We start from the raw sequence: 23937 nt of genomic DNA, 5'->3' as shown, positions 1-23937 counted from the left end.
ACGGGTACCCCCTTGGGGTATGGTGGGTCGCATGGAGCGGCTCATCGAGCTCGAGATCGGTGGGATGACGTGCACGGCGTGCGCCAATCGCATCGAGAAGAAGCTCAACCGGGTGGCAGGCGTCACCGCGACGGTCAACTACGCCACCGAGAAGGCACGCGCCCGGGTGCCTTCCTCGGTGTCGGCCGACGACCTGATCGCGGTGGTGGAAAAGACCGGATACACAGCTGTCCTGCCCGCCTCCGAGAAATCCGTGGAATCGCCGGGTGACCCGCTGCGTACCCGGCTGATCCTGTCGGCCGTGCTCAGCGCGCCGGTCATCGTGCTGGCCATGGTGCCGGCCTGGCAGTTCGACTACTGGCAGTGGCTGTCGCTGACGCTCGCCGCACCGGTCGTCGCCTACGGCGGCGGGCCATTCCACCGGGCCATGGCGGTCAACCTGCGGCACGGCGCGGCGACCATGGACACGCTGGTCTCGCTGGGCACGCTGGCCGCGTTCGGGTGGTCGGTGTGGGCGCTGTTCCTCGGCGACGCCGGGATGCCCGGGATGACGCATCCGTTCTCGCTCACCGCCCGCGGCGGCGATGCCATCTACCTCGAAGCGGCCGCCGGGGTCACCACGTTCCTGCTGGCCGGGCGCTATATCGAGGCGCGGGCCAAGCGCCGGGCCGGCGACGCGCTGCGGTCCCTGCTGTCACTCGGCGCCAAAACGGTGACGATCGTCGACGGAGAGAGCGAACGTTCGGTCCCGATCGACCAGCTGATGGTCGGCGACGTGTTCGTCGTCCGGCCCGGCGAGAAGGTCGCCACCGACGGCGTAGTCGTCGACGGCACTTCCGCCGTCGACCTGAGCCTGGTCACCGGCGAGTCGGTGCCGGTCGAGGCCGGCCCGGGCGACCCGGTGATCGGCGCGACCGTCAACGCCGGCGGCCGCCTCCTGGTGCGGGCGACCCGGGTCGGCGCGGACACCCAACTGGCCCAGATCGCGCGGCTGGTCGAGGCGGCGCAGGACGGCAAGGCGGCGGTGCAGCGGCTGGCCGACCGCATCGCCGCGGTCTTCGTGCCCGTGGTGCTGGCGCTTTCGGTGGGTACGCTCGGCTACTGGCTGGGCACCGGCGGCGGCGCGACGCAGGCTTTCACCGCGGCCGTGGCCGTTCTGATCATCGCCTGCCCGTGTGCTCTCGGGCTGGCCACCCCCACCGCCCTGCTCGTGGGGACGGGCCGCGGCGCCCAGCTGGGCATCCTGATCCGCGGCGTGACCGCGCTGGAGTCGACCCGGCAGGTGGACACGATATTGCTCGACAAGACCGGCACGGTCACCACCGGCGCGATGACGGTGGTCGAGGTGTCCGGCGATGTGCTGCGGCTGGCCGGGGCGGTCGAGGCGGCGTCGGAGCATCCGCTCGGCCGTGCGATCGCCGCGGCGGCCCGCGCGGCCGGCCCGTTGCCCCCGGTGAAGGCCTTCCAGGCGACGGCCGGCGTCGGCGTCCGCGGCCAGGTGGAGGGCCGAGACGTCGAGGTCCGGCGGGCCGGCGCGACGGCGGCTGAGCGGATTGCCACGTGGGTCGAGGTCGTGGTGGACGGGCGCGTCGAAGGGGCGATCGCGCTGGCCGACGCGGTGCGGCCGACCAGTGCCGAGGCCGTTCGGGAGCTGCGGCGGCTCGGGCTCGACCCGATCCTGCTGACCGGTGATGCCCAGCCGGTGGCCGAGGCGGTCGCGACCGAGGTGGGCATCGAACGGGTGATCGCCGGCGTCCGGCCGGCCGGCAAGGTCGACGTGGTCAAGGACCTACAGGCCCAGGGCCGCTCGGTCGCCATGGTCGGCGACGGCGTGAACGACGCGGCCGCGCTCGCCCAGGCCGATCTGGGGCTGGCTATGGGCGCCGGCACCGATGTGGCGATCGAGGCGTCCGACCTGACCCTGGTCCGGGGTGACCTAACCGCCGCGGTGGACGCGGTCCGCCTGTCCCGGCGCACCCTGAACACGATCCGCGGCAACCTGTTCTGGGCCTTCGCCTACAACGTGGCGGGCCTCCCGCTGGCCGCGGCCGGTCTGCTCAATCCGATGATCGCCGGCGGCGCGATGGCTCTGAGCTCGATCTTCGTGGTGCTCAACAGCCTGCGCCTGCGCACCTTCCACTGACACCCCCGGCCCAAGTGGTAGGTCTGGGCGGCATCCGCTCCGCCCAGACCTACCACCCATAAGCGCCTGCCTCACGTAAGCGCTCGGTGCGGGAAAGGCCTCCCGGCGCCCGACGCCTGGCGAGGAGGGCGCGGCGTCAGCACGGTGGTAGGCCAGGGCGGTATCGGCGGCGGGACGGCGCGCTGGGCTACCACTCGAGAAAGTGCGGGGCTGCGACTTGGGGAAGCAAGTGGCGAGCCGGGCACGAGGCGACCGCTCCCGAGATCGACCGCGTGCCCGGCTCGCCCAGTGCCGCAGCGCGTCTTCGAACTGGTCCCGAAGTTCGAATCCGCCTGCGACGTCCCCAGATCCACCTGCCGACATGACGCTACGTGGCGGTAACAGTTCGGCGGAAGGCCCGGGTAGGCAAACCATCCGTTCGGCCAGGAGCTATCCGCCAAGGGGTTAGCTCAGAGTAACTGCACCGGTGTGACCGAGAGTGATCAGTCGTCGCGGCGGATGGACTCGATCAAGGCGAGGATCTGACGGAGCGCCGGACGCAGCACCCGCAGCCGGGACAGTGACACCAGGCGGTCGATCAGCGGCACCGCCCCGTCGATCAGGCGCCGCGTCCGCCGCTGGCCCGGCGACTGGTCGTACACCCAGAACAGCACCACGCCCATCCACCCGAGCCACAACAGCTCGGGCAGCTCGCGCCGTAACTCCGGATCGAGCTTGGCCGACGAACCGTCGATCACCTCGCGGAACACGCCGATCGCCGCTTCCCGGGCCGGCGACGACTCCCGCGAGAACGGGCTCAACGGCGACGTCGGCTCGGCCGCGGTCTTGAAGAACGTCGCCGCGAACGAGTGGTAGGGCGCGTTCACGTCGATCCCGGCGTGCATCGTCGCCCGCAGCCGCGCCGCGAAATCCCGCTCCGACTCCAGCACCGGCGCCACCGCCGCCCGCAACGACGCCTGGCTGCGGTCGTAGAACCCCTGGATCAGGTGTTCCTTCGAGTCGAAGTAGTAATACGCGTTCCCGACCGCGACCCCGGCCTCCTTGGCGATGGCACGCATCGTCGTCTCGGCGTACCCCCGCTCGCGGAACAGCCTCAACGCCGTCTCCAGAATCAGCTGCCGAGTCTGCTCGCCCCGCGCCCGGCCCCGCCGCGGAGTGGCCGGCGCGTCATCGGCAGGAGTCGTCACACACGTCACCGTAGTCGTCCCCACGGGTCTGGCGACGCACGGCGCTCGCCGCCTTGATGAACCTGCGGGCCGTCGGCAGCAGCGACGGCGTACCCAGCCGCTCGGCCATCCCGCGGTAGTCGGCCAGCGCCCACAGGCAGGCCAGCCACGCACCGTCATCGGCGTAGATGTCGCCGCGGTCGCTGATCACGGTCAGATCCCGCAGGGTGGCCGTGTGGTCCAGGCCGGGGAAGCGGGTGCGGGCCTCGGCCGATCCGGCGGGGACGAACACGAGGGGTACGAGCTGAGCCCGGCTCTCCAGCCACCGGTGGGCGGTGCGGCAGATCGGGCAGCCCTCGTCGTACAGGACGAAGAAGAACCCGATCCGGCCGGCCTCGTGACCGGCCGGATCGGCACCGATCGTCACGCGGGGGCCGGGGGAGGAGTGGTCCCGGGGCGCGGCGATGGCCTCTCTGGGACGGCGGGGTGGCTCGGCCAGTTCCCGGCGGGGCCGGGATTCTGCGGTTGCTGCGGGTGACCGGGCAGGCGGCCGATCGGCGGCAGCGGCGGTTGCTGCTGCTGGGCGCGCAGGCGGCCGCGGCGGTAGCGGTTGAGGAAGAAGACGTTGAAGAAGTGCAGGACGCCCAGGACGAGCAGCACCAGGCCGATCTTCCAGCTCAGTGTCTCGAGGGCCTTGGCCGCGGTGGGGATGCTGGCGGTGGAGGTCATCGCCACCGCTACGTAGCCGAGGTTGAGCAGGTAGAAGCCCATGACCAGGAGCTGATTGACGGCTTTGGCCAGTTTGGTGTCCTGGAAGACGTCCTCCAGGAAGACCATTCCGTTCCTTGACAGCGTGGTGGCCACCCAGACGGTGAGGCCGACGCTGATCGCCAGGTAGGCCAGGTACATCCAGACCTTGTGGTCCATTTCCTTCTCCCTTGAACGTGTTCAACTATGAGTTTGGACCACTTGTTGAACATGTTCAAGAGTGGGGGTGGTCACGGTGGGGGTCGAGGGGCGGTTGCCCCGGGAGGCAGCAAGCCTGATGGGCTCCTGGGCAACCGCCCGCCCCTCGACCCCGTTGTGGTTTCGCCGTGAGGTCAGCGCAGGGTCAGGGCCTCGGCGGCGGCCTGGCTCAGGGACTGGGTTGCGCCGGAAGTGGTGATGAAAGCGGTCGCGCCGGCGGGGCGCCATGGGGAGGGCCAGCCCATCTCGACTACGGCTACGCGGTGGGTGGCGGTGAGGGTGGTGATCAGGTTTCTGGCCGCTGGGTCCTGGTGGAGGCGGCGGCCGACGATGATCAGAGGCCGGCCGGGTGGGGGTGTCACCTCGGCCGGCGGGGCGATGATCTTGTCGAGGGTTTTGATCAGTGGCGCCAGGCCCCAAGGGGTGCTGCCCTCGGCTACCGAGTGGGGGGTGTCCAGCTGGATCAGGACGGCCTCGGTGAAGCCGGTGGGGGTGCCCTCGACGTGGATGGCCCGGCGGGCCGCCTCCAGGCCGAGGGTGGGGCCGTGGGGCTTGGGGGTCGGCGGGCGGCCGGCCCAGGCGGCCAGGGTTGCCGTGCGGTGTGCGGCGTTCTCCAGGCGGGAGAGAGGCAGGTCGCCTTCGGTTACCGCGGTGGCTATCGCCTCGACGATGGTTTCGATCAGGTCGCTGGTGACGCGGCGGCCCAGGCATAGGAGGTCGGCGCCGGCGGACAGGGAACGGGTGGCGGCGGTGCCTATGGTGCCGGCGGCCTGGATGGCCCCGGCCATGGACAGGGCGTCGGTGACGATGGCGCCGGTGAAGGCCAGGTCGTGGCGGAGCAGCGTTCGCAGGATGGCGGGGCTGAAGGTGGCGGGGTCGGCGCCGGTGATGGTGGGAATGCGGATGTGGGCGGTCATGATCGCCTGCGTGCCGGCCTCGATCGCGGCCTGGAAGGGTGGGAGGTCGCGGGGGCGCGAGAGGGGGACCGTGGGCAGGGACGTGTGGGAGTCGGTGGTGGTGGAGCCGTGGCCGGGGAAGTGTTTGGCGCAGGCGGCCACGCCGGTCGACTGCAGGCCGGTTGTCGCGGCGGCGGTGTGCCGGGCCGTGATCGCGGGGTCGGCGCTGAAGGCGCGCGTACCGATGATGGGGTTTTCGGAAGTTGTGTTGACGTCGGCGGTGGGGGCCAGGTTCAGGTTGAGTCCCAAGGTGGCCAAGTCGGATCCCACTGACTGATAGATGTCGTGGGTTAACTGAGGGTCGTCAATTGTGCCCAGTGCTGCATTGCCAGGGAAGGGACTTCCGGTACTCGCGTGCAAACGTGTTACGTCACCGGCTTCCTCGTCGATGGCCAATAGGACATCATGGCGTACAGCGCGCAATTCACCGGTGAGGCTCGACACCTGAACCGGGTTGACCACGTTGCTTCCGAACAGCGTCAGCCCGGCCAGACCCTCACTGATCAGGTGCAGCGACCATTCGGGGGCCGACGGGCCGGGGAAGGCGGCCAGTAGCGTCCGAAGGGTGAGACGACGTAGCCCGGGGTCGATCGACATGATGTCCCCTCCGCGCCCGGCCGGCGATCCCGGCGGCGCGATCGATGTGAATTGGCATCTCCGCTGCATATCCTCGCCATGGTGACCCGCTGCGGCTCCAGATGGTCATGCGTTGAATATGATAGGAAAGAAACCTAAATGGCAGGGGATACCATTATGGCCGCTACGCGTCTCCCGGGAACGCCCCGGTTGTTGCGGGCCCTCAACGACCGCGCGGCGTTGGAGCTGCTGCTGACCCGCGGTCCGCTGACCCGGGCGCAGCTCGGTGAGATGACCGGCCTCAGCAAGGTCACCGCCTCCCAGTTGGTGGAACGGCTGGAGGAGCGCGGGCTGGTCCGGCGGGTCGGTGAGCAGGCCGGTGGCCGGGGGCCGAACGCGCAGCTGTACGCGGTCACGCCAGGCAGCGCCCACGTGATCGGTGTCGAGGTCGGTCCCGACCGGGTCATCGCCTCCTGTGCCGACATCACCGGCGCGATCATCGGCCGGGTCGAGCACTCCACCAAGGACACCGACGATCCGGTCGGCGTGGTGCACAGCGCGGTGATCCAGGCCGCCGGGCGGGCCGGTGCCGACATGTCGTCGGTGCGCCGGGTCGTGCTGGGTACGCCGGGCCTGGTCGACCCCGAGTCGGGCGAGATCTCGTTCGCGTACGACCTGCCCCGCTGGCACCGCGGCCTCCTCGACGACCTGCGCCGCGACCTCAACATCCCGGTCTCGTTCGGCAACGACGTCAACATGGCGGCGGTGGCCGAGGCGCACAACGGGGCGGCCGAGGGCGTCAAGGACTTCGTGATGATCTGGGTCGACCGTGGCGTCGGCCTGGCCACCATGATCAACGGCAAGCTGCACCAGGGCGTGAGCGGTGCCGCCGGTGAGATCGGCTGGCTGCCGGTGCCCGGCGCCGAGGTGCCGCGCAACGTCACCCGGCGTGGCGTTCGCGGCTCGTTCCAGACGCTGGTCGGCGCGGACACGGTCAAGGCGGTCGGCAAGCAGCACGGCTTCCGCGGCGCCGAGGGAGCCGACGTGGTGCGGGCGGCGGTGGCCGCGGGCCCGGCCGGTGAGCCGTTCCTCGACGAGCTGGCCGGTCGGCTGGCGCTCGGCGTGGCGTCCATCTGCGTGGTGCTCGACCCACCCCTGGTGGTGCTGTCCGGTGAGATCGGTCAGGCCGGCGGGACCGAGCTGGCGTCCCGGGTGGAACGCGAGGTGGCGGCCATGACGTTGGTCACCCCGAAGGTGGTGCCCGGGCAGGTGGCGGTCGAGCCGGTCATGCACGGTGCGCTGCGGACCGCGCTCGACGCCGTACGCGACGAGGTCTTCGGGTCGACGACGGGGTGAGCCGGCCGGGCGTGATTGGATGGTGCCGTGCCTGAGGCTGCTGTCGCCATCCCGCCCCACGAAGACACCGTGATCGCGTTCGACAACGTGAGCGTGGTCCGCAGCGGAAACCACCTGCTGCGCAACCTGAGCTGGCAGGTGGAGCTGGATGAGCGGTGGGTGGTCCTGGGCCCGAACGGGGCGGGCAAGACCACCCTGCTCAACCTCGCGACCGGCCGCATGCACCCGACCCGCGGCACGGCGTACGTGCTGGGTGAACGCCTCGGCCGGACCGACATCAACGAGCTGCGTACCCGGATCGGCCTGACCACCGGGCAGCTCGCCGAGCGCATCCCGGGCGATGAGCGGGTCCTCGACGTGGTCGTCACCGCCGCCTGGTCGGTGGTCGGCCGCTGGCGTGAGGAGTACGACCCGCTGGACGAGGCCCGGGCCCGGCAGCTGCTCGGCCAGATGGGCATGGGCGGCCTGCTCGACCGCACCTTCGGCACCCTTTCCGAGGGCGAGCGCAAGCGCACCCAGATCGCCCGCGCGCTGATGACCGACCCCGAGATGATGCTGCTCGACGAGCCCACCGCGGGCCTCGACCTGGGCGGCCGGGAAGATCTGCTGGGCCGGCTGACCGAGCTGGCCGAGGACCCCGACGCCCCGGCCATGGTGCTGGTCACGCACCACGTCGAGGAGATCCCGCCGGGCTTCACGCACGCGCTGCTGCTGCGTGAGGGCACGGTCGTGGCGGCCGGGCTGCTCGGCGAGACGATGACCGCGGACAACCTGTCCAAGACGTTCGGGCTGCCGCTGGTGGTCGAGCGTCGCGGCGACCGGTACACAGCCCGGGCCGCCTGATGAGGCCCCGGGTCGCGGTGGTCGGCAGCGCCAACATGGACCTGGTCGGTCTGGCGCCCCGCCTCCCCGCGCCCGGTGAGACGGTGCTCGGCGACGACTTCGTCATGACGCCCGGCGGCAAGGGCGCCAACCAGGCCATCGCGGCGGCGCGGGCCGGCGGCGACTGCGCGTTCCTCGGCGCGATCGGGTCGGACGCCTTCGGGGTCACGATCAACGCCCGGCTCACCGCGGCCGGGGTCGACGTGTCGGCCGTGCGCACCAGCTACGGCGCCTCCGGCGTCGCAGTGATCATGGTGGACCGGTCCGGGGAGAACTCGATTCTGGTCAGCCCGGGCGCCAACCGGAGCTTCCTCAACCTCTCGGACGCCGAGAAGTCGCTGATCGCCGGGGCCGACGTGCTCGTCTGCCAGCAGGAGATCCCACTGTCCACGGTGACCGAGGCGGCCCGCGCGGCCCAGGCCGGTGCCACCCGGGTGCTGCTCAACGCGGCGCCCGCCCGTGAGCTGCCGGCCGAGCTGCTCGCCGCGGTCGACCTGCTCGTGGTCAACGAGGTCGAGGCCCGCGCGATCACCGGCGCCGCCGAACCGGACGCGACCACGCTGCTCGAGGCGGTGCCGCGGGTGGTGCTGACGATGGCCGGGGCCGGGGCCTGGTACGCCGACCGGGACGGCACGTCGGTCAAGGTGCCGGCGTTCCCGGTCGAGGTGGTCGACACGACGGCGGCCGGCGACGCGTTCTGCGGGGCGCTCGCGGTGGCCTGGGGCGAGGAGCGCGACCTGGTGGACGCGGTGCGCTGGGCATCGGCGGCCGGGGCGGCGTGTGTGCGGAAGGTCGGCGCGTACCCGTCACTGCCCTCCCGGGCGGACATCGACGAGATCTACCACGGCTGATCCGCCGGGGGTGTCGAAACGCACCGGCTTGGCGCCGACCAGCATCGCCAGCTGCCGTTCCATGGTTTCCACCGCGGCCGCGCCGATCCGGCGCTCCCAGTTGGCGCGTAGCTGGTCGAAGATCGCCTCGCCGGTGCGCATCACGTCGTGCCCGAGTTCGGTGACCTGGAGCCGTTTGCGCCGGGCGTCGCGCGGGTCGGGCTCGCTCGACACGTAGCCGCGTTCCTGCAGCACGGCGATCGTCTTGGCCGCCGACTGCTTGGTCACCGACAGGCGGCGGCCCAGCTCGGAGGCGCTGTCGGCGCCGGCGACGATGGCCCTCATCGCGAAGTCGTGCACCGGCCGCACGTCCGGGTAGCCATGGGCGGCCAGCTCGGTGACCGCGTCGTCGACCAGGGACCGGAAGCCGCCGAGGAGCAGGAGCGCGAGGTCCGCGCCGGATCGAGACATATCCGCAGGTTACGGCAGGGCCCTTGAAGAAAGACAGCCTGGGTGTCTATTGTTTTGGACAACCAGGCTGTCTAACTGAGGAGGAGCCATGGTGCTGCACTATCGGTCCGAAGGCATCGAGGGGCCGCCGATCCTGCTGGTTCACGGATTTCCCGAGACATCCCTGGCGTTCCGACGGCTGATGCCGTTGCTCGCCCGGAACCACCGGGTCTTCGCGGCCGACCTGCGCGGGTTCGGCGACTCCGAGATCGCGCCGGACGACTTCGACAGCGCGGCCGCGGCCGCCGACCTGCACGAGCTGATCGAGCACCTGGGCGTCGGCCCGGTGCACCTCACCGGCCAGGACATCAGCGGCGCGGCCGTCGTCCGCCTCGCCGCCGCCCACCCGGACGACCTGCTCAGCCTGACCGCGATCGAGATGGGGCTGGCCGGGTTCGGGCTCGAGGCGCTGGCCGACGTGACCCACGGCGGCACCTGGCACATCGGGGTCATGGCCGCGCCCGGCGTTCCCGAACTGATGCTGGCCGGCAAGGAGCGGGAGTTCCTGACCATGATCCTCGGGACGGAACCCGCCGAGGAGGTGGTCCGGGCCTACGCGCGGCCCGGTGGCTGGCGTGGGGCGGCCGGGCTCTACCGGTCGATGCTGCGGGAAGGCGACGAACTCAAGGGTCTCCGGCTGACCGTGCCGGTGCTCGCCGTCGGGGCCGGCACCGGCGACTTCACCAGCGGCACGATGGCGCGGGTGGCGGCCGGCGAGTTCCGCTCGGCGCGGATCGGGGGCGGGCACTATGCCGCGACGGACGCGCCCGGGGAACTGGCCGAGGTGCTGCTGGACTTCTATGCCCGGAACAGGTTCGAGGTCACGCGCTCCGGGCCGAGTTGACGAAGCGGTGCACCTCGGAGCGGAGGACCTCGGCCAGCTGGGACAGCCCGGCCGTACCGGACTCGTGGCCGCCGTCGACAGCGGCCGCGATGCCGTTGACCAGGTTGCCCATCTCGCGGATGCTGCCGGTCACCGCCTCCAGCACCGCGACCGCGTCGGCGGCCGCCTGCTGGACGGTGTTGACCTGGCCCAGAATCTCCTCGCTGGACCCCGAGGTCTCGTTGGCCAGCGTCTTGACCTCGCCCGCGACCACGCTGAAGCCGCGACCGGCCTCGCCCGCCCGGGCCGCCTCGATTGTCGCGTTCAGGGCGAGCAGCCGGGTCTGCGAGGCGACCTGGTTGATCAGGTCGACGGCGAGCCGGATCTGGTCCGACGCGGTCCGCAGCGAGGTCACCGTGTCCAGACCCCGTTCGGCGTCGACCACCGCCTCACGGGCGAAGTCGGCCAGGCCGTTGGCCGAGGCGCCCATCTCGGTCGCCGCGGTGGCCACCTGCTCCGAGACCGTCAGCACGGCCGACTCCAGCTCGTCGGCGAGGGCCAGCCGGGACCGGGTCGCCTCGGCCACCCGGCCCGCCGACACGCTCATCTGGTCGCTCGACTGGGCGATCTGCTTGGCCGAGTTGCGGAAGGCGCCCTGCATGCCGCGGGTCAGGAAACGTCGGTGGAACCGGCCCTCGGCGGCCGCCTCGGACGCCGTGCCGGCCTCACGGACGAACGCGTCGGTGTTGTCGAGCAGACCGTTGAGAGCGGTACGGGCGGCGACCGCCTCGGCCGAGTCGCCGATCGCCGGCAGCCGTGCCTCCAGGTCGCCGGCCGCGGCCTTGCGGCACACGTCGGCGATCAGCGTGAGCGTCCGGGTGCCGTCCACAGTCCCCGGACCGGAACCGACCGACGGCGCCCGGCGGATCACGACCGGCCTCCGTTGGTCAGCTCCCAGACGAACTCCTCGTACGTCTGCGCGCGGTCGGTCAGCGTCTGCTGGAGCATCCGCCACCCGGCGTCGAGCCCGGCCGGCGAGCTGGACTGGCGGCTTTCCTCGTCACGGACCTTGCGGTAGAGCTCACCGGCCGCGCTGATCGCCGCCGGCTCGGGCTTGCGCCGGTTGGAGTGGTAGCCGACCACCTCGCCGCGCGCGTCGAACGACGGTGTCACGTGGGCCAGGACCCAGTAGTGGGCGCCGTCGGCGGCCAGGTTCACCACGTACGCGAAGAGCTCCTTGCGCTCCTTCAACGTGTCCCACAGCAGCTTGAACACGGCCCGGGGCATGTCCGGGTGCCGGATCAGGCTGTGCGGCTGACCGATCGCCTCGTCCTCGGTCAGCGCCGAGATCCGCAGAAAGACGTCGTTGGCGTAGGTGAGGATCCCCCGCAGGTCGGTCTTGGTGACGATGATCTCGTCCTCGCCGAACGTCCGCTCGGCGCCCGTGGGACGAACCTGGGTCGCTCTCATGACTTCCTGATCGTCCCTGGTCGTGGCCGGTCCCGGCGGTGATTCGGCCGAACTGGTCAGGCCGGGCCGCTGTCCAGCGCCCGCTGCAGAGCCCGATAGATCTGACCGAAGCGGCGGCGGTCGCCGGTGCGCAGCAGCAGCACGTCGGCGCCGCCGACCCGGCCCCAGATCTCCAGGCTGCGGCTGCCCCGGTCGTACGAGCGGTCGACCCGGTCCAGCAGCACGTCGGCCAGCGGCAGGGCGAGCAGCCCGGCCAGGATGCCGCCGCCGATCAGCGCGACGGTGGTGCCCGCGGAGGCGTGGATGAGCAGCGCGACGCCGATGCCGAGCAGGCCGACCAGGACCGGCACGGCGACGGCCAGCCCGATCACGCCGCGACCGGCCACGATGCCCCAGGACCGGCGGCTGCGGCGGTGCCAGACGGCGGTGAAGTCGGCCAGCGCGAACTGGCGGCCGGCCATCCGCACACCGGTCGAGGTGACCACCACGTCGGCGTCCCGGTAGTAGGTGAGCATCACCTCCACCCTACGTAGGGTGGGTCTGACGTCATCGATGAGGAGGCCTCGTGGGCGAGTTCGTGACCCTGCAGACGACCGGCGGCATCGGCACCATCCGGCTCGACCGGCCGCCGATGAACCCGCTCAACACCCAGGTGCAGGAGGAGCTGCGAGCTGCCGCCGATCAGGCCGCGGCCGACCCGGAGATCCGCGCGGTGATCGTCTGGGGCGGCGAGAAGGTGTTCGCGGCCGGCGCCGACATCAACGAGTTCACGACCAAGACCTTCCAGGACATGACGGTACGCGCGGCCGCGCTGACCGGCGCCTTCAACTCGGTGGCCGAGATCCCGAAGCCGACCGTCGCCGCGGTCACCGGCTACGCCCTCGGCGGTGGCTGCGAACTGGCCCTGGCCTGTGACTGGCGGGTGGTGGCGGACGACGCCAAGCTGGGCCAGCCCGAGATCCGGCTCGGCCTCATCCCCGGCGCCGGCGGCACCCAGCGCCTGGCCCGGCTGGTCGGCCCGGCCCGGGCCAAGGACCTGATCTTCTCCGGCCGCATGGTCGACGCCGAGGAGGCGCTGCGCATCGGGCTGGCCGACCGGGTGGCGCCGGCGGCCGAGGTCTACTCGACGGCGGTCGGCGTGCTCGAGCCGTACGTGACCGGTCCGGCCCTGGCCCTGCGCGCGGCCAAGCTGGCCATCGACGGCGGCCTGGACCGCGATCTCGCCTCCGGGCTGGCCTGGGAGAGTCAGTTGTTCGCGAGCCTGTTCGCCACCGAGGACCGGGTCGAAGGCACCGAAGCGTTTGTCGAAAAGCGCAAACCCGAGTTCAAAGGCCGTTAGGTCGCTCGCTTCGATCGATGGTTTGACATAGTGTCGCCCCCGTGACGGAACCGGTCCCGAGCGCGACGTCGCCGCGCCGCACCGTGCGCGTCGCCGTCGCTCTCGTGGCCGGTCAGGCCGCCCTCTGCGCGGTGATCGGTTATCTCACGATCGGGGGCGGGCCGGGCCCGGATGCCGCCGGTCGTGGTGCTGAGGCGCAAGCGCCCGTCATCATGCCGACGGCGAGCATCGGGCTGCCGGCGGCGCCGCTGCCGCCCGTACCCCGGAAGCCGGCCGAGAGCCGCACCGAGCCGCAGCCGCCGGCCCGGCGCACCCACCAGCCGGCCGCGGCGGTCAAGAAAGCGGCGACGGCGAAGCCGAGCCCGAGGAAGAGCACCGCGCCGCCCCGCCCGATCAGCGCGCCCGACGACGGCCTCGCGCCCGCGCCGCCCAAACCGCCCAACGGCCTCGTGCCGACCGGCACCCCCGGCAACGAGCTGACCGCCCCGGTCAAGGAGGGTGCGGAGTGCGAGACCGAGGGTCAGCGCGGCCATACCACGGACGGTGCGGCCATGCGCTGTGCGAAAGCCGACGACGGCGCGCTGAGCTGGCAGCCGGTCTGATCACAGCTTCCGCCTAGAATCCTCCTCATGTCCATCGACCAGGGTCGGCAGGGCCATGCCCTCGGCGTGGATTTCGGCACGTCCAACACGGTCGCGGTGGCGCGCTGGCCCGACGGCCGCGCCCGGCCGCTCCTGATCGACGGGTCGCCGCTGCTGCCCTCGGCCGTCTACGCCGAACCGGACGGTCCGCTGGCCGTGGGCCGTGATGCCGTGTACAGCGCCCGGATCGACCCATCCCGGTTCGAGCCCAACCCGAAACGCCGCATCGACGAGGACCGGGTGCTGCTCGGCGACCGTGAGGTGCGGACGGTCGAGATGTTCGCCGCGGTGCTGTCCCGGGTGGCCGAGGAGTGGCGCAACGCGGCCGGCCCGGTGCAGCCCGCGGTCACCCTGACCTGCCCGGCGGCCTGGGGCGCGACCCGGCGCACACTGCTCGCCGAGGCCGCGACGATGGCCGGGCTGACCGACGCGCGGCTGGTCGCCGAGCCGGTGGCGGCGTCCACCTACTTCGCCCACGTGCTCGGGCGGGACGTGCCGATCGGGTCGGTCGTGGTGGTGCACGACTTCGGGGCCGGCACGTTCGACGCGAGCGTCGTCGCGCGTACCGCCGAGGGGTTCGAGGTCCTGGCCGTGGACGGGCGCGACGACGTCGGCGGGCTGGACATCGACGCCGCGCTGATCGAGCACCTGGCCGCCGGGGACGACCGCTGGCGCCCGCTGCTGATGCCCGGGACGCTGGCCGAGCGCCGGGCCCAGCGGCAGCTCTGGGACGACGTGCGGATCGCCAAGGAGCGGCTGTCCCGGGCCCAGTCCGCCGACCTGGTCGTGCCGATGCTCAACCACGAGGTGCACATCACCCGGGACGAGCTCGAGAAGCTGGCCCGGCCGCTGCTCGACCGGACCGTTCAGGTGACCAAGGACCTGCTCGACTGGGCCCGGCTGCCCGAGGGGCGGCTGGCCGGGGTGTTCCTGGTCGGCGGGGCCAGCCGGATCCCGCTGGTGGCGACGCTGCTGCACCGGGCCATCGGGGTCGCGCCGGTGGCCATCGAGCAGCCCGAGCTGGTGGTGGCCGAGGGCAGCCTGTTCGCCGACGCGGCGCTGCTGGCCGGCGAGCCGGCCGCGCCCGGCCCAACCGAGGAGATGCCGCGGTTCGGCGTGGTCCGCCCGCCCGCGCACGAACCCACGCCCACGCCGACGCCCCCGCCGTCCGAGCCCGAGGTCGTGCCCGAGACCTTCGACTACAGCCGGTACGACTTCGGGCCGCCGGGTGACGAGCCGAGCCGGGAGATCCGGCCGGCCGTGGACCCGTGGGCGGACGCGCCCCCGATGCCCTGGGCGCCGGACCCGTCCGCGACGGTGGTCAACGAGCCGTTCAGCACGCCGGTGCCGGTGCCGGCGCAGACCCGGCCGTTCGCGGAGCACACGTCGCGGCCGATCACCCGGTCGCAGCCGGTCCGGCCGGTTCCCCCGCCGCAGCCGGCGGCCAAGCCGGCCAAGGTACGCAAGCCCCGGCGCCGCACCCGGGGATTCGTCCGGTTCCTGCAGATCCTGCTCAGCGTGCTCGTACTGGTCACCGCGCCGGTCCTGGCCATGGCGATGGCCTATGGGTACGGCAACGGCGAACCCTTCATCACGGACGTCCGAGAGGTCTTCGCCGACATCGCGCGATTGATCAGCGGCGCATAAGGTGAACGGGATTCACAACTGACACCTGGGAGTGCGGGCATGGCGGACACCATCGAGGGGCACGGCGGCGAACTCGCGCTGGCGATGCTGCGGGCGTACGGGGTCACAGAGATGTTCACCCTCTCCGGTGGGCACGTCTTCCCGCTTTACGACGCCGCGCACAAGGCCGGCTTCCCGATCTTCGACGTGCGCCACGAGCAGTCCGCCGTGTTCGCGGCCGAGGCGGTGGCCAAGCTGCAGCGCCGGCCGGGCCTGGCCGTGCTGACCGCCGGCCCCGGCGTGACGAACGGCATCTCCGGGCTGACCAGCGCCTTCTTCAACGCGTCGCCGGTGCTGGTGATGGGCGGGCGGGCGCCGGCCTTCCGCTGGGGGTCCGGCAGCCTGCAGGAGATCGACCACCTGCCGCTGGTCACGCCGGTCACCAAGTACGCCGCCACGGCCGCGGACACCGCCTCGATCCCGGGCGAGGTGTCCGCCGCCCTGACCGCCGCGCTCACACCGCACCGCGGGCCGGCCTTCCTCGACGTACCCCTCGAAGTGCTCTTCTCCTCCGACGACGCGGCGGTCCCGGTCGCCAACCCGATCGCCCCGCTCGAGGCCGACCCCGAGGACGTGGCCAAGGCGGCCGGCCTGATCGCCGCGGCCGAACGCCCGGTGATCATCGCCGGCTCGGACGTCTGGGCCGGCGGCGCCGTCGACGCCCTCCGCGCCGCGGCCGAGGCCCTGCAAGTGCCGGTGTTCACCAACGGCATGGGCCGGGGCGCGCTGCCGCCCGGCCACCCCCTGGCCTTCGCCAAGGCCCGCCGCCCGGCCCTGAACGAGGCCGACGTGGTGGTCGTGATCGGCACGCCGCTCGACTTCCGGCTCGGGTTCGGCGAGTTCGACGCGGCGGTCGTGCACATCGTGGACGCCCCCTCGCAGCGCGCCACGCACGTCACCCCGGCCGTCTCGCCCGCCGGCGACCTGGTCCGGATCCTCACGGCCCTGTCGCAGAAGAACGCCGATCACGCCGAGTGGATCGCCGGGCTGCGGTCGGCCGAGGACGCCGGGAAGGCCCGGGACGCCGAGGCGATGGCGGCCGAGTCCGACCCGATCAAACCCGCGCGGGTGTACGGCGAACTGCGCAAGGTGCTGGCCGAGGACGCGGTGACCATCGGCGACGGTGGCGACTTCGTCTCGTACGCCGGCCGTTATCTCGAACCGGCCCGCCCCGGCACCTGGCTGGACCCGGGCCCGTACGGCTGCCTCGGCACCGGCATGGGCTACGCCATGGGCGCCCGGGTCACCTACCCCGACCGGCAGATCTGCGTGCTGATGGGCGACGGGGCGGCCGGCTTCTCGCTGATGGACGTGGAGTCACTGGTCCGCCAGCAGCTGCCGGTGGTGATCGTGGTCGGCAACAACGGCATCTGGGGCCTGGAGAAACACCCCATGCAGGCCATGTACGGCTACGACGTGGCCGCCGACCTGCAGCCGGGCCTGCGCTACGACGACGTGGTGAAGGCCCTGGGCGGCGCCGGCGAGACCGTGGAGAAGCCCGGTGAGATCGGCGCGGCGCTCGAGCGGGCGTTCGCGGCCAACGTCCCGTACCTGGTCAACGTGCTTACCGACCCGGCCGACGCGTACCCCCGCAGCTCGAATCTCGCCTAGGGCGCGTTTGATAACCCGGCCAAGTGTGAGGCGAGGTCCAGAGTGCGCCTCAGGGGCTCTTCTCGTCGCCGTTGTGCTGGTGGTCGGGCTCCCGGTTTTCCGGGGGCTTCTTTACCTCGTTCTCCCACTGGGCCAGCAGCTCGCGGTCACGACGGGCCTGCTCGCTGTCCATCGAGCGCAGGAAGTCGGGGTCGTCGTCGGGCGAGGCCGGGCGGCGCGGGCTGACCGGCCGGGCGATCGCCGGACGGCCCCAGCCGTAGTAGGCCATCGGCCCGATCAGGGGCACGACGAGGATCACGAGCACCCAGAGCGCACGTGGCAGGTTGCGTACGCGGTCGGCCGCGAGGCAGCTGATCAACCCCAGCACGAGAAGGACGAGCTGCGCGGCCGCGAGGAAGACGAACAACCGGACCATGTGGCAATGATGACGCGCCAAGCTGGGAACGGCATGGGTCAGAGGGTGACAACCAGTCCACCGATGATGGCGAGGCCGGTCGTCACCAGCGCGCAGGCGACCACGGCGCGGCGGCCCGGTCGCGGTGGGTGCCGCTTCAGGCCACGGCTGCGGCGGTACGAGAGGGCAACCAGCGCCGCGAAGCCGATCATGGCCCCGCTCGCCGCCAGCAGCTGCCGTGGCCCCGGATCGGCGAAGGCCGGCCGCAGCGCCAGCAGGGCCGCCGCGGTGCCGGTGAGCGCGGTCCGCCGCCAGGCCAGCCTGGTCCGTGCGGCCGACGCGCCGGGGTCGTTGTCGGTCTGGGCAGCCTGCGTGCCGGGGTCGTTGTCGGTGTCCGTCATCCGAAGGCCCGGGACAGCACGGTGATCACCAGGATCACCGCGCCGGCCGCGACCACGATGGCCAGGACGGCCGGGAATCGGGAGCGCGGCAGGTCCTGCTTGAGCCGCATGGCCCGTTCGGTGCGGGCCCAGTGGTCGACCGCCCGCAGCGCGACCAGCCCGCCGAGCACGAGCAGCGCGACCGCGATGCCCTCGCGCAGGTGGGCGATGGGCAGCGGGGGCAGGAACTGCGCGCAGGCCAGGCCGCCGGCGATCAGGGCCAGGCCGGTGCGGATCCAGGCCAGGAAGGTGCGCTCGTTGGCCAGCGAGAAGCGGTAGTCGGGAGGTTCGCCCACCCGTTCCGCCCGTTCCGGGTCGAACCACTGCCGCAGGTCGCCGATCACCGTTCGATTATTGACCGCTCGGGTGAAGAAGGGTCGGCCCAGACCTTGCGCACTGCGTCACGTACGCAGGCTTCGCGGGGGCGGCCACACGTGCAGCGGGCGCTGCCGGGATCGATGCGATGGCGAGATCGTCGTGGTAGAGGATGGGGTGCGGACGGGCGCAACCCGTTCGGAAAATGTCGCATACCTCCTCCTGTTCTCGAATCGTACCGATCTTGAGAACTCCGCGGGTGAGGTGTGTCACGGTCCGCATAAGCTACTCGCTAGTAACCTTTCGAGTGCTGGGCACGTCTACAGGAGGGTCGTCTAAGCGCGATGAACATCGTCGTACTGGTCAAGCAGGTGCCCGACTCCGGCGCCGAGCGTTCCCTGAGCGCGACGGACAACACGGTCGAGCGCGGCTCCGGAAACGTCATCAACGAGATGGACGAGTACGCCATCGAGGAGGCGCTGAAGATCAAGGAGGCGCACGGTGGCGAGGTCACGATCCTGACCATGGGACCGGACGCGGCCACCGAGTCGATCCGCAAGGCGCTGTCGATGGGCCCCGACAAGGCTGTGCACGTCACCGACGAGGCGCTGCACGGCTCCTGCGCGGTCGCCACCTCCAAGGTCCTCGCCGCCGCCCTCGGCACGCTCTCGGCCGACCTGATCATCTGCGGCGCCGAGTCCACCGACGGCCGCGTGCAGGTCATGCCCCACATGCTGGCCGAGCGCCTCGGCGTGGCCGCGCTGACCGGCGCCCGCAAGCTCACCGTGGACGGTGACACGCTGACCGCCGAGCGGCAGACCGACGAGGGCTACGAGGTCGTCTCGGCCGCCACGCCGGCCGTGGTCAGCGTCTGGGACACCATCAACGAGCCGCGCTACCCCTCCTTCAAGGGCATCATGGCGGCCAAGAAAAAGCCGGTGCAGACACTGTCCCTGGCTGATCTGGGCGTTGCGGCCGACGAGGTCGGCACGGCCGGGGCGACCTCGTCGGTGGTCTCGTCGGCGCGGCGCCCGGCTCGCTCCGCGGGCACCAAGATCACTGATGAGGGTACGGGCGGCCAGCAGCTGGTCGAGTACCTGGCCACCGAGAAGTTTGTCTGAGAGGGGCTTTCGTAATGGCTGAGGTACTGGTCGTCGTCGAGGCCTCGCAGGCTGCCGGCGTCAAGAAGGTCACGCTCGAGATGCTGACCATCGCCCGCACCCTGGGCGACGTGTCCGCCGTCGTGTTCGGTGGCGCCGGCGCGGCATCCGCTCTCGCCGGCAGGCTGGGCGAGTACGGCGCTTCGAAGATCTACGCCGCCGAGGGCGAGGACATCGACGGATACCTGGTCGCGCCCAAGGCCACAGTGCTCGCCGACCTGGTCAAGCGGGTCGAACCGGCCGCCGTGCTGCTCGGCTCCACCCAGGAGGGCAAGGAGATCGCCGGCCGGCTCGCCGTCAAGCTGGAGAACGGCCTGCTCACCGACGCGGTCGAGCTGGCCGCCGACGGCACCGCCACGCAGGTGGTCTTCGCTGGCTCGACAATCGTCAAGTCCAAGGTCACCCGCGGGCTGCCGATCGTCACGATCCGCCCCAATTCGGTCACCCCGGCTCCGCAGGCGGCCACCCCGTCGGTCGAGCAGCTGACCGTCGAGGTCGGCGCCAAGGACAAGCTGACCAAGGTGGTCGAGCGGGTCGCCGAGCAGAAGGGCTCCCGCCCCGAGCTGACCGAGGCCTCCATCGTGGTCTCCGGCGGCCGCGGCGTCGGCAACGCCGACAACTTCAAGCTCGTCGAGGAGATGGCCGACCTGCTCGGCGGCGCGGTCGGCGCCTCCCGCGCGGCGGTCGACTCGGGCTACTACCCGCACCAGTTCCAGGTCGGTCAGACCGGCAAGACGGTGTCCCCGCAGCTGTACGTGGCCCTGGGCATCTCCGGCGCCATCCAGCACCGGGCCGGCATGCAGACCTCGAAGACCATCGTCGCGGTCAACAAGGACCCCGAGGCGCCGATCTTCGAGCTCGCCGACTACGGCGTGGTCGGCGACCTGTTCAAGGTCGTGCCGCAGGCCGCCGAGGAGATCCGCAAGCGCAAGTAATCGACAGTGGTCGCCCCGCGCGGCATCCGCCGCGCGGATAGCGCGCGGGGCGACCACTGGGGTGTTTGGGTGGTAGCCCCGCGCGGCATCCGTTGTGGGCTACCACCGGTGCGTGGGGCTACCACTATGTGGTCAGCGGCTCTTCCAGGCGGCGGCGCGGCGGGAGCGCTCTACCGCGCCGGGGAGGGCGGCCAGCAGAGCGTCGACGTCGGCGCGGGTCGAGGTGTGACCGAGGGTGAAGCGCAGCGACGAGCGGGCCCGGTCGTCGTCGGCGCCCATCGCCAGCAGCACGTGCGACGGCTGGGCGACGCCGGCCGAGCAGGCCGAACCGGTCGAGCAGGCGATGCCCTGGGCGTCGAGCAGCAACAGCAGGGCGTCGCCCTCGCAGCCGGGGAACGAAAAGTGCGCGTTGCCAGGCAGACGGTCGGCCGGGTCGCCGTTGTGGACGGCGTCGGGGATGGCCGCGCAGACCCGGCGGACCAGGTCGTCGCGCAGGGCGCCGACGCGGGCAGCGTACTCACCCTGGGTCTTCACCGCGGTCTCGACCGCGACGGCGAAAGCGACCACGCCCGCCGTGTCCAAAGTCCCGGAGCGCACGTCGCGCTCCTGGCCGCCGCCGTGCAGGATCGGCGTACAGGCGACGTCGCGGCCCAGCAACAGCGCACCCACCCCGACCGGACCGCCCAGCTTGTGGCCGGTCAGCGTGAGGGCGGCCGCACCGCTGGCCGCGAAGTCCACCGGGATCTGACCGACCGCCTGCACCGCGTCGGTGTGGAACGGCACACCGGCCCGGGCGGCCACGGCGGCCAGCTCGGCGATCGGCTGGACGGTGCCGACCTCGTTGTTCGCCCACTGGACGCTGATCATCGCGATGTCGTCGTGCTCGTCGACCAGCGCGGCCAGGCCGGCCGGATCGACCCGGCCGGCCGCGTTCGCCGGCAGCCACTCCGGCGCCGCGCCCTCGTGTGCGCCCAGCCAGTCGACCGCGTCCATCACCGCGTGGTGCTCGACCGCGGAGGCGACCACCCGGCGCAGCCGGGCATCGGTGTCGCGCCGGGCCCAGAACAGGCCCTTGGTCGCCAGGTTGTCGCTTTCCGTCCCGCCGCTGGTGAAGACCACCTCGGAGGGGCGGGCGCCGAGCACCGCGGCGATCCGCTCGCGGGACTCCTCGACCAGCCGGCGGGCGCCCCGGCCGGCGGCGTGCAGGGACGAAGCATTGCCGACCTGCCGGGCCGCTGCGACATACGCGTCGAGCGCCTCGGGAAGCATCGGTGTGGTCGCCGCGTGATCCAGGTAGGCCATCAATTCGACAGCTTATGCCTACGCGGTGCGACGCCGCCCGCACGTGTCATCGCCTGCGTCACATCACTGTGAGGCTGTGGGCGGTCGGTGGCGCCGGCACGGTTACCCTTGACCCCATGCGTGTTCTTGCGGCGATGTCGGGCGGGGTGGACTCCGCCGTGGCCGCCGCGCGTGCGGCCGAGGCCGGGCACGACGTCACCGGCGTACACCTGGCGTTGTCCCGCAACCCCCAGACCTACCGCACCGGCGCCCGCGGCTGCTGCACGCTGGAAGATTCGCGTGACGCGCGCCGGGCCGCCGATGTGATCGGCATCCCGTTCTACGTGTGGGACATGGCCGAGCAGTTCCACGACGACGTGGTCGACGACTTCGTCGCCGAGTACGCGGCCGGCCGTACCCCCAACCCCTGCCTGCGCTGCAACGAGAAGATCAAGTTCGCGGCGGTGCTCGACCGGGCCGTCGCCCTGGGCTTCGACGCGGTGGTGACCGGCCACCACGCCCGGCTCGGCCCCGACGGGCTGCTGCGGCGCAGCGTCGACCTGGCCAAGGACCAGTCGTACGTGCTGGCCGTGCTGACCGGCGCGCAGTTGTCGCGGGCGATGTTCCCGCTCGGCGACTCGACCAAGGAGCAGGTGCGGGCCGAGGCGGCCGTGCGTGGGCTGGCCGTCGCCGACAAGCCGGACTCGCACGACATCTGCTTCATCGCCGACGGGGACACCCGCGGCTTCCTGCGTGAGCGGCTGGGCGAGGCGCCGGGCGACATCGTCGACGCCACCACCGGGGCGACGATCGGGCGGCACCAGGGGGCGTACGCGTACACGATCGGCCAGCGCAAGGGTCTCGACCTGCGGGTGCCGGCGGCAGATGGGCAGCCGCGCTATGTGCTGTCGATCACGCCGGTGAACAACACGGTCACGGTCGGGCCGCGGTCGGCGCTCGAGGTCTCCCGGGTCACCGCGACCAGGCCGATCTGGCACGGCTCGGCCGAGTCGCCGGTCGAGTGCGACATCCAGATGCGGGCGCACGGCGAGGTCGTGCCCGGGGTGGTGACGGTGGACGGCGGCACGTTGACGGCCGAGCTGCGTACGCCGGCCCGGGGTATAGCCGCGGGTCAGGCGCTGGTGGCATACCGCACCGACCCGGCCGGTGACATCGTGCTCGGGTCGGCGACGATCTCGGAAACCGCCGGCTCGCCCTCCGGTGCGGCCGCGTCGGCTGCATCGGCCGGGTCGCCGGCGGGTGCTCTTCCGTCGGCCGGGCCGCGTTCCGGTGCTCTTCCGTCGGCCGAGCCGCGTTCCGGTGCCTGACTTTCCCTGGCCGGCCGGGGCGGCCACCGGCATCGGGTCGCTGCCCGGCACCGACATCGCCGAGGCGCAGCGGCTGATTCTCGGCGAGCTGCCCGACCTGCCCCACCTGGCCGAGCTGCCCGCCCGCGGGCCGGGGGCCGACCTGATCGGCCGCGGCGCCGGCCTGCTGGTCGATTTGCCGGTGCAGCTCTATGCGGGGCGCTGGCAGGTCGCTCCCCGGCCCGGCCGCGACCTGCGGGTCACCGCCGACCTGCGGCAACGCGACCTCGACCAGTTGACCGAGCAGGGCGAGGGATACGCCGGAACGATCAAGATCCAGGCGGCCGGCCCGTGGACCCTGGCGGCCGGCCTCGACCTGCCGATCGGCGGGCGGATGCTGCGCGACCCGGGTGCGGTGCGCGATCTTGGCGGGTCGCTCGCCGAGGGCCTGCGCCGGCACGTCGACGAGGTCCGCAAGCGGCTGCCCCGGGCGCGGGTGCTGCTGCAGTTGGACGAGCCGTCGCTGACCGCGGTGCTGGCCGGGCAGGTGCCGACCGAGAGCGGGCTGAGCGCGTACAGGGCGGTCGACCGTGCCCTGGCGGCGGCCACGTTGCGTGAGGTGATCGAGGCGGCGGGCGTACCCGTGGTCGTGCACTCGTGCGCGCCCGACGTGCCGCTTCAGGTGCTGCGGGACGCGGGCGCGACCGCGGTGGCGCTCGACCTGGCGCTGCTCAGGGATCTCGACCCGCTCGGTGAGGCGATCGAGGCCGGGCTGGGCCTGTTCGCCGGTGCTTTTCCCACCGACGCTGTCAGTTCCGACAAACAGGTCGCCGATCGGGTACGCACCCTGTGGAAGCGCCTCGGCTTCCCGGTCACCCGGCTGCCGGGACAGGTCGTCGTCACGCCCGCCTGCGGCCTGGCGTCGTCCACGCCGCAGCACGTCCGCGCGGCGCTGAAGGCGTGTCGCGAGGCCGCCCGCCGCCTCGCCGAAGTCTAGGCCGAGTTTCCGCCGTCCAACCGAGCTGAAGGCGTGTGGCGAGGCCGCCCGCCGCCACCCCGCGGCCCCGGTCGGACTGCGAGACAAGACCTGGGGACGGGCTCCCCGAAACTGTCAGGGGCGCGTACTAAATTGGGCCTCCAAGCACGAAAC

Annotated in this window: 25 protein-coding genes; 13 read left to right on the top strand and 12 right to left on the bottom strand. The window is 72.0% G+C overall.

The features are described 5' to 3' along the window. Nucleotides 1-31 precede the first annotated feature (31 nt). Nucleotides 32-2143, top strand: coding sequence for a heavy metal translocating P-type ATPase (locus ACGFIO_RS00850; RefSeq protein WP_392820290.1), 2112 nt, complete (start codon nt 32-34; stop codon nt 2141-2143). Between the two features lie 482 nt (nt 2144-2625). Here the strand turns inward: ACGFIO_RS00850 and ACGFIO_RS00845 are convergent, their stop codons facing one another. The 4 genes from ACGFIO_RS00845 to ACGFIO_RS00830 all read right to left on the bottom strand — a co-directional run bounded on the left by ACGFIO_RS00845 (nt 2626) and on the right by ACGFIO_RS00830 (nt 5828). Then, complete coding sequence (locus tag ACGFIO_RS00845; RefSeq protein ID WP_392820288.1) at nt 2626-3330, bottom strand: TetR family transcriptional regulator; 705 nt, start codon at nt 3328-3330, stop codon at nt 2626-2628. Beyond that, nucleotides 3311-3736 (bottom strand): thiol-disulfide oxidoreductase DCC family protein, encoded by a 426-nt coding sequence (locus ACGFIO_RS00840; protein WP_392820286.1) that lies wholly within the window; start codon nt 3734-3736, stop codon nt 3311-3313. The genes ACGFIO_RS00845 and ACGFIO_RS00840 overlap by 20 nt, the downstream gene beginning before the upstream one ends. After that, nucleotides 3733-4236, bottom strand: a complete 504-nt coding sequence (locus ACGFIO_RS00835) for a hypothetical protein (protein WP_392820283.1) — start codon at nt 4234-4236, stop codon at nt 3733-3735. The genes ACGFIO_RS00840 and ACGFIO_RS00835 overlap by 4 nt, the downstream gene beginning before the upstream one ends. A gap of 173 nt (nt 4237-4409) precedes the next feature. Beyond that, nucleotides 4410-5828: a glycoside hydrolase family 3 protein gene (locus ACGFIO_RS00830; protein ID WP_392820281.1), complete on the bottom strand. Its 1419-nt coding sequence runs from the start codon at nt 5826-5828 to the stop codon at nt 4410-4412. 156 nt (nt 5829-5984) lie between these two features. Here ACGFIO_RS00830 and ACGFIO_RS00825 point away from each other — a divergent pair, with 156 nt between their 5' ends. Genes ACGFIO_RS00825 through ACGFIO_RS00815 form a run of 3 tightly spaced genes read left to right on the top strand, consistent with a single transcriptional unit; the run spans nt 5985 to nt 8896 of the window. Then, nucleotides 5985-7163, top strand: a complete 1179-nt coding sequence (locus tag ACGFIO_RS00825; RefSeq protein ID WP_392820278.1) for an ROK family protein — start codon at nt 5985-5987, stop codon at nt 7161-7163. Nucleotides 7164-7178: 15 nt separating this feature from the next. Beyond that, entirely contained in the window at nt 7179-8006 is an 828-nt protein-coding gene (locus ACGFIO_RS00820) for an ABC transporter ATP-binding protein (protein ID WP_392820276.1), read from the top strand. After that, nucleotides 8006-8896: a ribokinase gene (locus ACGFIO_RS00815; protein WP_392820274.1), complete on the top strand. Its 891-nt coding sequence runs from the start codon at nt 8006-8008 to the stop codon at nt 8894-8896. The genes ACGFIO_RS00820 and ACGFIO_RS00815 overlap by 1 nt, the downstream gene beginning before the upstream one ends. On the opposite strand, the gene ACGFIO_RS00810 is transcribed toward ACGFIO_RS00815, so the two are convergent. Then, nucleotides 8852-9346, bottom strand: a complete 495-nt coding sequence (locus tag ACGFIO_RS00810; RefSeq protein ID WP_392820272.1) for a MarR family winged helix-turn-helix transcriptional regulator — start codon at nt 9344-9346, stop codon at nt 8852-8854. The two genes, ACGFIO_RS00815 and ACGFIO_RS00810, sit on opposite strands and share 45 nt — an antisense overlap. A gap of 88 nt (nt 9347-9434) precedes the next feature. On the opposite strand from ACGFIO_RS00810, the gene ACGFIO_RS00805 reads away from it, so the two are divergent. Beyond that, entirely contained in the window at nt 9435-10229 is a 795-nt protein-coding gene (locus tag ACGFIO_RS00805; protein WP_392820271.1) for an alpha/beta fold hydrolase, read from the top strand. Here the strand turns inward: ACGFIO_RS00805 and ACGFIO_RS00800 are convergent. From ACGFIO_RS00800 to ACGFIO_RS00790, 3 genes are read right to left on the bottom strand one after another with little or no spacing between them, the layout of a single operon-like run. Then, complete coding sequence (locus ACGFIO_RS00800) at nt 10207-11139, bottom strand: methyl-accepting chemotaxis protein (RefSeq protein WP_392820268.1); 933 nt, start codon at nt 11137-11139, stop codon at nt 10207-10209. The two genes, ACGFIO_RS00805 and ACGFIO_RS00800, sit on opposite strands and share 23 nt — an antisense overlap. After that, nucleotides 11136-11678, bottom strand: a complete 543-nt coding sequence (locus ACGFIO_RS00795) for a PAS domain-containing protein (RefSeq protein WP_392820266.1) — start codon at nt 11676-11678, stop codon at nt 11136-11138. The genes ACGFIO_RS00800 and ACGFIO_RS00795 overlap by 4 nt, the downstream gene beginning before the upstream one ends. Nucleotides 11679-11734: 56 nt before the next feature. After that, nucleotides 11735-12193, bottom strand: coding sequence for a DUF6232 family protein (locus ACGFIO_RS00790; RefSeq protein WP_392822510.1), 459 nt, complete (start codon nt 12191-12193; stop codon nt 11735-11737). Nucleotides 12194-12243: 50 nt separating this feature from the next. On the opposite strand from ACGFIO_RS00790, the gene ACGFIO_RS00785 reads away from it, so the two are divergent. From ACGFIO_RS00785 to ACGFIO_RS00770, 4 genes are read left to right on the top strand one after another with little or no spacing between them, the layout of a single operon-like run. Further along, nucleotides 12244-13017 carry an enoyl-CoA hydratase/isomerase family protein gene (locus ACGFIO_RS00785; RefSeq protein WP_392820264.1) on the top strand — a complete coding sequence of 258 codons (774 nt, stop codon included), beginning with the start codon at nt 12244-12246 and terminating at the stop codon, nt 13015-13017. A gap of 41 nt (nt 13018-13058) precedes the next feature. Further along, on the top strand, nt 13059-13619 hold the full coding sequence (locus ACGFIO_RS00780; RefSeq protein ID WP_392820261.1) for a hypothetical protein: 561 nt from the start codon (nt 13059-13061) through the stop codon (nt 13617-13619). A 27-nt stretch (nt 13620-13646) separates the two neighbouring features. Next, a complete protein-coding gene (locus ACGFIO_RS00775; protein WP_392820259.1) occupies nt 13647-15305 on the top strand; it encodes an Hsp70 family protein in 1659 nt (552 codons plus the stop codon). Nucleotides 15306-15344: 39 nt separating this feature from the next. Further along, nucleotides 15345-16955: an acetolactate synthase gene (locus ACGFIO_RS00770; protein WP_392820257.1), complete on the top strand. Its 1611-nt coding sequence runs from the start codon at nt 15345-15347 to the stop codon at nt 16953-16955. A gap of 49 nt (nt 16956-17004) precedes the next feature. On the opposite strand, the gene ACGFIO_RS00765 is transcribed toward ACGFIO_RS00770, so the two are convergent. The 3 genes from ACGFIO_RS00765 to ACGFIO_RS00755 are packed head-to-tail and all read right to left on the bottom strand — an operon-like array spanning nt 17005 to nt 18133. Next, complete coding sequence (locus ACGFIO_RS00765; protein ID WP_392820254.1) at nt 17005-17370, bottom strand: PLD nuclease N-terminal domain-containing protein; 366 nt, start codon at nt 17368-17370, stop codon at nt 17005-17007. A 38-nt stretch (nt 17371-17408) separates the two neighbouring features. After that, nucleotides 17409-17750 (bottom strand): DUF202 domain-containing protein, encoded by a 342-nt coding sequence (locus tag ACGFIO_RS00760; protein WP_392820252.1) that lies wholly within the window; start codon nt 17748-17750, stop codon nt 17409-17411. Continuing rightward, nucleotides 17747-18133: a YidH family protein gene (locus ACGFIO_RS00755; protein WP_392820250.1), complete on the bottom strand. Its 387-nt coding sequence runs from the start codon at nt 18131-18133 to the stop codon at nt 17747-17749. The genes ACGFIO_RS00760 and ACGFIO_RS00755 overlap by 4 nt, the downstream gene beginning before the upstream one ends. Before the next feature lie 315 nt (nt 18134-18448). Here ACGFIO_RS00755 and ACGFIO_RS00750 point away from each other — a divergent pair, with 315 nt between their 5' ends. Further along, nucleotides 18449-19225: an electron transfer flavoprotein subunit beta/FixA family protein gene (locus ACGFIO_RS00750; RefSeq protein ID WP_392820247.1), complete on the top strand. Its 777-nt coding sequence runs from the start codon at nt 18449-18451 to the stop codon at nt 19223-19225. A gap of 14 nt (nt 19226-19239) precedes the next feature. Beyond that, nucleotides 19240-20199, top strand: coding sequence for an electron transfer flavoprotein subunit alpha/FixB family protein (locus tag ACGFIO_RS00745; RefSeq protein ID WP_392820245.1), 960 nt, complete (start codon nt 19240-19242; stop codon nt 20197-20199). 132 nt (nt 20200-20331) lie between these two features. Here the strand turns inward: ACGFIO_RS00745 and ACGFIO_RS00740 are convergent, their stop codons facing one another. Beyond that, on the bottom strand, nt 20332-21501 hold the full coding sequence (locus ACGFIO_RS00740) for a cysteine desulfurase family protein (RefSeq protein WP_392820242.1): 1170 nt from the start codon (nt 21499-21501) through the stop codon (nt 20332-20334). A gap of 116 nt (nt 21502-21617) precedes the next feature. Here ACGFIO_RS00740 and mnmA point away from each other — a divergent pair, with 116 nt between their 5' ends. Continuing rightward, nucleotides 21618-22808: a tRNA 2-thiouridine(34) synthase MnmA gene (mnmA, locus tag ACGFIO_RS00735; protein ID WP_392820240.1), complete on the top strand. Its 1191-nt coding sequence runs from the start codon at nt 21618-21620 to the stop codon at nt 22806-22808. After that, nucleotides 22801-23784: a methionine synthase gene (locus tag ACGFIO_RS00730; protein ID WP_392820238.1), complete on the top strand. Its 984-nt coding sequence runs from the start codon at nt 22801-22803 to the stop codon at nt 23782-23784. The genes mnmA and ACGFIO_RS00730 overlap by 8 nt, the downstream gene beginning before the upstream one ends. Nucleotides 23785-23937 lie beyond the last annotated feature (153 nt).

Source organism: Actinoplanes sp. NPDC049265 (assembly GCF_043197135.1).
Taxonomy (GTDB): domain Bacteria; phylum Actinomycetota; class Actinomycetes; order Mycobacteriales; family Micromonosporaceae; genus Actinoplanes.
This window is presented reverse-complemented; position numbering and strand designations above follow the sequence as displayed.

Excerpts from the sequence above, each read along its gene's own strand:
- ACGFIO_RS00850 (WP_392820290.1), top strand. The coding sequence starts at position 32 with ATGGAGCGGCTCATCGAGCTCGAGATCGGTGGGATGACGTGCACGGCG.
- ACGFIO_RS00835 (WP_392820283.1), bottom strand. The coding sequence starts at position 4,236 with ATGGACCACAAGGTCTGGATGTACCTGGCCTACCTGGCGATCAGCGTC.
- ACGFIO_RS00830 (WP_392820281.1), bottom strand. The coding sequence starts at position 5,828 with ATGTCGATCGACCCCGGGCTACGTCGTCTCACCCTTCGGACGCTACTG.
- ACGFIO_RS00825 (WP_392820278.1), top strand. The coding sequence starts at position 5,985 with ATGGCCGCTACGCGTCTCCCGGGAACGCCCCGGTTGTTGCGGGCCCTC.
- ACGFIO_RS00815 (WP_392820274.1), top strand. The coding sequence starts at position 8,006 with ATGAGGCCCCGGGTCGCGGTGGTCGGCAGCGCCAACATGGACCTGGTC.
- ACGFIO_RS00810 (WP_392820272.1), bottom strand. The coding sequence starts at position 9,346 with ATGTCTCGATCCGGCGCGGACCTCGCGCTCCTGCTCCTCGGCGGCTTC.
- ACGFIO_RS00805 (WP_392820271.1), top strand. The coding sequence starts at position 9,435 with ATGGTGCTGCACTATCGGTCCGAAGGCATCGAGGGGCCGCCGATCCTG.
- ACGFIO_RS00795 (WP_392820266.1), bottom strand. The coding sequence starts at position 11,678 with ATGAGAGCGACCCAGGTTCGTCCCACGGGCGCCGAGCGGACGTTCGGC.
- ACGFIO_RS00790 (WP_392822510.1), bottom strand. The coding sequence starts at position 12,193 with ATGCTCACCTACTACCGGGACGCCGACGTGGTGGTCACCTCGACCGGT.
- ACGFIO_RS00775 (WP_392820259.1), top strand. The coding sequence starts at position 13,647 with ATGTCCATCGACCAGGGTCGGCAGGGCCATGCCCTCGGCGTGGATTTC.
- ACGFIO_RS00770 (WP_392820257.1), top strand. The coding sequence starts at position 15,345 with ATGGCGGACACCATCGAGGGGCACGGCGGCGAACTCGCGCTGGCGATG.
- ACGFIO_RS00765 (WP_392820254.1), bottom strand. The coding sequence starts at position 17,370 with ATGGTCCGGTTGTTCGTCTTCCTCGCGGCCGCGCAGCTCGTCCTTCTC.
- ACGFIO_RS00760 (WP_392820252.1), bottom strand. The coding sequence starts at position 17,750 with ATGACGGACACCGACAACGACCCCGGCACGCAGGCTGCCCAGACCGAC.
- ACGFIO_RS00750 (WP_392820247.1), top strand. The coding sequence starts at position 18,449 with ATGAACATCGTCGTACTGGTCAAGCAGGTGCCCGACTCCGGCGCCGAG.
- ACGFIO_RS00745 (WP_392820245.1), top strand. The coding sequence starts at position 19,240 with ATGGCTGAGGTACTGGTCGTCGTCGAGGCCTCGCAGGCTGCCGGCGTC.
- ACGFIO_RS00740 (WP_392820242.1), bottom strand. The coding sequence starts at position 21,501 with ATGGCCTACCTGGATCACGCGGCGACCACACCGATGCTTCCCGAGGCG.
- mnmA (WP_392820240.1), top strand. The coding sequence starts at position 21,618 with ATGCGTGTTCTTGCGGCGATGTCGGGCGGGGTGGACTCCGCCGTGGCC.